The 7384-nt window shown below is 46.2% G+C and carries 6 protein-coding genes; 1 reads left to right on the forward strand and 5 read right to left on the reverse strand.

Annotation, left to right across the window (positions count from 1 at the left end; all coding sequences use genetic code 11):
* Window positions 1–99: 99 nt before the first annotated feature.
* From lnt to miaB, 5 genes are all read right to left on the reverse strand, one after another.
* Window positions 100–1617, reverse strand: a complete 1518-nt coding sequence (gene lnt, locus OQJ86_RS25835; protein ID WP_038873814.1) for an apolipoprotein N-acyltransferase — start codon at window positions 1615–1617, stop codon at window positions 100–102.
* A 37-nt stretch (window positions 1618–1654) separates the two neighbouring features.
* Window positions 1655–2554, reverse strand: a complete 900-nt coding sequence (gene corC / locus OQJ86_RS25840) for a CNNM family magnesium/cobalt transport protein CorC (protein ID WP_038873816.1) — start codon at window positions 2552–2554, stop codon at window positions 1655–1657.
* A 105-nt stretch (window positions 2555–2659) separates the two neighbouring features.
* Window positions 2660–3124 carry an rRNA maturation RNase YbeY gene (ybeY, locus tag OQJ86_RS25845; protein ID WP_038875833.1) on the reverse strand — a complete coding sequence of 155 codons (465 nt, stop codon included), beginning with the start codon at window positions 3122–3124 and terminating at the stop codon, window positions 2660–2662.
* A gap of 2 nt (window positions 3125–3126) precedes the next feature.
* Complete coding sequence (locus OQJ86_RS25850) at window positions 3127–4224, reverse strand: PhoH family protein (protein WP_265992119.1); 1098 nt, start codon at window positions 4222–4224, stop codon at window positions 3127–3129.
* A gap of 73 nt (window positions 4225–4297) precedes the next feature.
* Window positions 4298–5722, reverse strand: a complete 1425-nt coding sequence (gene miaB, locus OQJ86_RS25855) for a tRNA (N6-isopentenyl adenosine(37)-C2)-methylthiotransferase MiaB (protein WP_038873822.1) — start codon at window positions 5720–5722, stop codon at window positions 4298–4300.
* A gap of 258 nt (window positions 5723–5980) precedes the next feature.
* Between miaB and OQJ86_RS25860 the strand changes: the two genes are divergently transcribed.
* Window positions 5981–7156, forward strand: coding sequence for a 2-octaprenyl-3-methyl-6-methoxy-1,4-benzoquinol hydroxylase (locus OQJ86_RS25860; RefSeq protein WP_038873825.1), 1176 nt, complete (start codon window positions 5981–5983; stop codon window positions 7154–7156).
* Window positions 7157–7384 lie beyond the last annotated feature (228 nt).

Here is a 7384-nt window from a genome sequence, read left to right on the forward strand (position 1 = left end):
TTCTCCGTTACAAATCAGCAAAGTATCCAATCTGGAAAAAGAAAAATGCCAGTCAGCTTAACTGACTGGCATTAGCTACCAGAGCCTCTTTTTTTGATGTTATTTGCGTTTTCTTGGTAACCACCAAGCCAATATAAGGCTCAGTGCTGCCCAGATATATAATGGCCAAGTACCAAAGGTGCGATAAGGTGTTTGTCCGTCTGTCGGAACCAACTCTGCGCGCAATACCGCTGTCTCAAACTGAGGGATTTGCTCGATGATCTTACCTTTATGATCAGTAACAGCTGTCAAACCATTATTGGTTGAACGAATCAGCGGTTTTCCAAGCTCCAATGCACGCATGCGTGCGATTTCCATATGTTGTAGTGGACCAATGGAGTGACCGAACCAAGCATCATTTGATAGCGTTAGTATGAAGTCAGTATCGTCTGTGACGTTCTGACGAACTTGTTCGCTAAAGATGATCTCGTAGCACAAAGCCGGGTCCATATGTTTACCATTCGCCACAATGTTTGGTTGTACGAAATCGCCACGGCTGAACGATGACATCGGTAAGTTGAAGAAGGGCGCTAATGGACGTAACACCTCTTCAAATGGAACAAATTCACCAAATGGAAGTAAGTGATGTTTGTGATAGCGTTTGTCTAAATCAAAGCTGTAATCGCCATATGGATTCACACCCAATGAGAGAATGCTGTTGTAGAACTGGCCGTCTTCTCCTTGGTTAACCACGCCGGTGATGATCGCGCTGTTATTCATTTTCGCCGCAGCATCGATGTTTCTCAAGAACGACGGGACTTCGATTTCAAATGCCGGAATCGCAGCCTCAGGCCAAACGATGATGTCGGCATCCCAGTTTTCACGCGTTAAGTCGGCATACTTCATGATGGTTGGCCAGCGTTGGCTTGGTAGCCATTTTAGGTTCTGATCAACATTACCTTGGATTAAGGCGACTTTGGTTGTGTCTTCTGGACGAGGTGTCACCCAGTCGTATTGGCTGATGCCAAAACCTGCGCTGAGCAAAACCACAGGGATAATGACCATCAGCCACTGCTTATGCACCCAAGCGTAAGCCAGAGAACCAGCACTCATTAGTATGAATAAGGTCAGGAGTTCAACACCACCAATAGGTGCGAAGCTGGCCAATGGGCCATCAATTTGGCTGTAACCCAGCCACAACCATGGAAAGCCGGTCATAACCCAACCGCGTAGCCAATCAGTGACTAACCACAGAGCAGGAGCGGCTAATAATGCTTTAGTGAGGGTAAGTTGTGGGAAGAACTTATTGCTGAGCCAAGCGAATAGGCCGGTGTAAATCGATAAGTAAGCAATCAGCAAACCCATCAGGAATAGATTTGCAATGAGCGGCATCCCGCCAAAGCCAGCGATGCTGACATAAACCCAACTAACGCCGGTGGAGAATTGGCCGAGTCCCCACGCATAACCGATCCAAAGTGCACGCTTAGGTGATTGGTTTGCAAGGAGAATAAGAAGGATAGCAGGGCTGAGTATGGCAATAGGCCATAACTGGTAAGGGGCAAATGCTAGGGTAGTGGAAGCGCCAACAAAAGCGGCCACTAAGGGCCGCTTTAGGCGATGAAAGAGTACATTCATCATTATATTTTTCTGATATTCCCGTTATTAGGGTATCGCGTTACTCTTGAGTGGCTTCAACCAGCGTTTCTTCGTCTGGAATCGTCACTTGGAGTTGAATGACACGACGGTTATCGGCAGCGGTGACTTTGAAGTTATAGCCTTCAATTTCGACCAACTCACCACGAGATGGTAAGTGACCAAAGGCAGTCATTACCATACCACCTACAGTATCCACTTCTTCATCGCTGAAGTCGGTACCGAATGTCTCATTAAACTCTTCAATGGTTGTCAGAGCTCTGACAGCAAAGGTATGCTTGCTTAGCTTACGGATATCGGTTTCTTCTTCGTCATCGAACTCATCTTCAATATCCCCTACGATTTCTTCAAGGATATCTTCGATTGTTACTAGACCAGAAACACCACCGAATTCGTCGACAACAATCGCCATGTGATAACGTTCTTCACGGAATTCTTTTAGCAGGCGGTCGACACGTTTACTTTCCGGTACAACCACTGCTTGTCGAATTACTTCTTCGATATCAAATGGGTTACTGCCTGAGCCCAAGTATTTGAGTAAGTCCTTCGCTAATAGAATGCCTTCTACATGGTCTTTATCTTCGCTGATCACAGGGTAGCGAGAGTGTTGAGCATCAGTAATTAGAGCGATCAAAGTATCAAGATCGTCTGTGCGCTCAACCGTAACCATTTGCGAACGCGGGATCATGATGTCACGCACGCGCATTTCAGAGATTTCCATAACACCTTCAAGCATGTCGCGGGTGTCGTGGTCAATCAGGTCGTTGATTTCTGAGTCGCGGATAACATCCACAAGCTCTTGGCGGTCTTTTGGTTCGCCTTGAAATAGTTGACCTAGACGTTCAAAGAAGGACTTTCTACTCGGACCTTCTGCCTTTTCTTTCTTGCCTTCATTAGAAGAGGGAGAATTATCTTCGTTCATTGTTTCTCAATTAAGTAACGCTATCAGATGTGTGATAGCTCACATAGAAAAGCGATCACGAGGTCGCACCTAGGTGGTTCGCTTTTCCCTGTCGAGCAACCAAAGTTACTCTTTTTCAGCAATGTACGGGTCTTCGTAACCCATGCCTTGCATGATTTCTGTCTCGAGGGATTCCATCTCTTCAGCTTCATCATCCTCGATATGATCATAACCTAGCAGATGCAAGCTGCCATGTACAACCATATGCGCCCAATGTGCTAGTAGAGGCTTGTTCTGCTCAATTGCCTCTTTTTCAACTACTTGGCGACAGATTATCAAATCGCCTAGGAGATCCATTTCCATACCAGGTGGTACTTCGAATGGGAAAGACAGCACATTAGTCGGCTTATCTTTACCACGGTATTCGTGGTTTAGCTCGTGACTTTCTTGCTCGTCGACAATACGAATCGTCAGTTCCGCTTGAGGCTGAAATAGAGGAATAGTCTTATCTAGCCACAATTGGAAATCTTGCTCAGAAGGTAAACCTTCTTCATTTTCGACTGCCAGTTGCAAATCAAGTTCAATTGCCATGTTTATTCCTTACTCGCCGCGACTTGTGAACTCAGCTCTGCTTTTGCTGCTTCTAGCAATTTAGCATCACGTTCTTCGCGTCGGCGTTTTTCAAACTCTTTGCGCTCTTTTTGGTCTTGCGCTTCCCACTTCTCATAAGCATTAACAATACGAGCAACCACTGGGTGGCGCACGACATCGTCTGCTTGGAAGAAGTTAAAGCTGATGTCATCAACTTCACTCAGTACTTCAATTGCGTGGCGAAGACCTGATTTTGCACCGCGTGGTAAGTCAATCTGGGTAACGTCACCAGTCACAACGGCACGAGAGTTGAAGCCGATACGGGTCAGGAACATCTTCATTTGCTCAACCGTGGTGTTTTGACTCTCATCAAGAATGATGAAAGCGTCGTTCAAAGTACGACCACGCATGTAAGCAAGAGGCGCAACCTCTATCACGTTACGTTCAATCAGCTTTTCTACGCGCTCAAAACCCAGCATTTCAAATAGGGCATCGTAGAGAGGACGTAGGTATGGGTCGACTTTCTGGCTCAAATCACCAGGTAGGAAGCCCAGTTTCTCACCTGCTTCAACCGCAGGGCGAGTTAACAGAATACGACGGATCTCTTGACGCTCTAGTGCGTTAACGGCTGCTGCAACCGCGAGATAGGTTTTACCTGTACCCGCAGGACCGATACCGAAAGTGATATCGTGCGTCACCATGTTCATCAAGTATTGACCTTGATTCGGTGTACGCGGCTTGATCACGCCTTTTTTGGTTTTTACGAAGACTTCTTTGCCGTGCTCGAACGTTGCTTCTGTCGTCTGTTCCAGTACACCTGATTCTTTGATTGCCAGATGGATCTGTTCTGGCTCAATGTCAGGTGTTTCACCACGAACGGGTGCTGTTTCTACGTATAGGGTTTTGAGAATATCCAGCGCAGCTGCCGCGGTATGAGGTTTACCCACGATGGTGAAAAGATCGCTACGGTGGTTGATTTCAACGCCTAAACGACGTTCTAAATGCTTGATGTTGTCATCGAATGGACCGCACAGGCTTGCAAGTCGGCGGTTGTCTGAAGGTTCTAGATTGATTTCTAGCGTTACGATTTTATTGCTCAATGGTGCCTCTCATTTTATGCCACTTAACGAGAGCCTGACAACGACCAGGCTCTCAATGGCTATTTGTACGAGCTTATGGCGTAAAAGTAGCTACACCTAGCTCATCTTCGCGACGTGTTTTCGCCATCATTTGCATTGGTGAAATCACACTACGAAGGTCCATGTCTTTTTCTGTACGTACTAGCTCACCACGTAGTGAGTTAGCAAATACGTCCGTAATCTTCACGTCAACGAACTGACCGATTAGGTCTGCGCTACCTTCAAAGTTTACTACACGGTTGTTTTCTGTACGAGCACGTAGCTCCATTAGGTTCTTTTTAGAAGGACCTTCAACCAGAACGCGTTGCTCAGTGTCTAGCATTAGACGAGAGTAGCGCATTGCTTGTGTGTTTACGGTTTGTTGCAGCTCGTATAGACGCTCTTTCTTCACTTGCTCTGATAGATCACAAGGGTAATCTGCCGCTGGTGTCCCTGGGCGTGGAGAGAAGATAAAGCTGAAGCTCATGTCAAAGTCTACGTCTTTGATTAGCTTCATTGTGTCTTGGAAATCTTTGTCTGTTTCACCAGGGAAACCAACGATAAAGTCTGAACTGATTTGGATATCAGGACGTGCTTTACGTAGCTTACGGATGATCGACTTGTATTCGATGCCAGTGTGAGGACGTTTCATCATAGTCAGCACTCGGTCACTACCACTTTGTACTGGTAGGTGAAGGAAGCTTACTAGCTCAGGTGTGTCTTCGTATACTGCGATGATGTCATCAGTAAACTCTAATGGATGGCTTGTTGTAAAGCGGATACGATCAATACCATCGATAGACGCAACCAAACGAAGCAGTTCTGCGAATGAACAGATCTCACCGTCGTGCATAGGACCACGGTACGCGTTTACGTTTTGGCCCAGTAGGTTCACTTCGCGGACGCCTTGTTCTGCTAGTTGTGCGATTTCGAACAGTACGTCATCCATTGGGCGGCTTACTTCTTCACCGCGAGTGTACGGTACTACACAGTAAGTACAGTACTTAGAACAACCTTCCATGATAGAAACGAACGCTGTCGCACCTTCAGCACGAGGCTCTGGTAGACGGTCGAACTTTTCGATCTCTGGGAATGAAATGTCCATGACTGGTGCTTCATCCGATTGAGATTGCTTAATCATCTCAGGAAGACGGTGAAGGGTTTGTGGACCAAAAATTACGTCAACGTATGGAGCACGTTGACGAATGTGATCGCCTTCTTGAGTTGCTACACAACCACCAACGCCGATAACCACGCCAGGTTTTTTATCTTTTAGTGTTTTCCAACGACCAAGCTGGTGGAAAACTTTCTCTTGCGCCTTTTCACGGATCGAACAGGTGTTAAGTAGAAGTACGTCTGCTTCCTCTGGCTCTTCGGTCAGCTCATAGCCGTTTGCAGCATTAAGCAGGTCGGCCATTTTTGATGAATCGTATTCGTTCATCTGGCAGCCCCAGGTTTTAATTAGCAGTTTCTTACTCATCTCACTTTCGCTCGTTCAGTTGTACTTAAATCGGAGAGCTATTGCTCAAATTATAGCCGCCATCTCGGCGGTAAGCGGCGTATTGTACTGCTTTAAAAAGCACCTGACTAGTGATCTGACGAATTCTCTGCAAACCCTGATGAAATCTAGATTTTTACCCCATACGAAGCAAGGTTTTGTATTAAAGAATTTTGTAAAAATAGCCGTGGAACGTACAATTAAAAAACGCCAAATAATCAATACGATGAAGAGCAAAAAATGAACAAGTATGATATCGCCGTAATCGGTGGCGGCATGGTCGGTGCAGCGATGGCTGTCGGGTTTGCTAAGCAGGGCAGAAGTGTTGTGGTTGTGGAAGGTGCTGAACCTAAGGCTTTTGAAGCTTCTCAAGCCTTGGATATTCGTGTTTCAGCAATCTCACACCAATCAGTAAAGTTACTTGATTCATTAGATGCGTGGTCAGCAATTGAGAGCATGCGAGTGTGTCCTTATCGTCGTTTGGAAACGTGGGAACACCCAGAGTGCCGTACTCGTTTTCACTCTGATGAACTGTCACTAGAGCAGCTAGGCTATATCGTTGAAAACCGACTAATCCAACTTGGTCTTTGGCAAGCTTTCGCACAGTACGATAACTTAACGGTGATGTGCCCAGAGCGATTGAAAGACATCGAATTTGCCGAGGTAAACCGTGTAACGTTAGAAAGTGGCGAGCAGTTTGAGGCTAGTTGGGTGATTGGTGCCGATGGCGCGAACTCGAAAGTTCGGCAATTGGCGGGTATTGGCGTAACCGCGTGGGATTACCGTCAACACTGCATGCTGATCAACGTGAAAACCGAACTTCCTCAACAAGACATCACTTGGCAGCAATTTACTCCGTCAGGTCCACGTTCGTTCTTGCCGCTATGCTCATTAACTGAAGATGGTAAAGAAGTGGGGCAGGGTTCGCTGGTTTGGTATGACTCACCAAAACGTATTAAGCAATTGTGTGCGATGACGAACCCCCAGCTAAAAGAAGAGATCTTACGTCACTTCCCAGCTGAATTGGGTGATATCAACGTTTTACAGTTTGGTTCATTCCCACTGACTCGTCGTCATGCTCAAAGTTATTCAAACAAGAATTGCGTGTTAGTGGGCGACTCTGCCCATACAATTAACCCACTTGCTGGGCAAGGCGTGAATCTTGGCTTCAAGGATGTTGATGTCCTGCTTTCAGTGACGGATCAGCAAGAGCAACTTAATGATTCATTACTCGCCAAGTATGAGCGCGCTCGTCGACCAGATAACTTGCTAATGCAAACTGGCATGGATGTGTTCTACAAAGGCTTTAGTAATGATTTAGGGCCACTGAAGTTCGCTCGTAATGCGGCATTAAAGTTAGCGGAAAACTCAGGGCCGATTAAAGCTCAAGTATTGAAGTACGCATTGGGTATGTAAGTCTGGATACCCAATGCGTCAGGTAGAAAAGCAATAGATAGAAAAAAAGCGAGCCATGAGCTCGCTTTTTTAATTCGATAAATCAGAGATCTACCGAGTCCAGAATCGGAAAAAAGAAAAAACCCAGCAAATTAATGCTGGGTTTTTCAATCATGGTGCGGTCGGAGAGACTTGAACTCTCACACCTTGCGGCGCCAGAACCTAAATCTGGTGCGTCTACCAATTCCG

Origin of the sequence: Vibrio sp. Sgm 5 (genome assembly GCF_026241575.1) — a bacterium.
Classification (GTDB): domain Bacteria; phylum Pseudomonadota; class Gammaproteobacteria; order Enterobacterales; family Vibrionaceae; genus Vibrio; species Vibrio jasicida.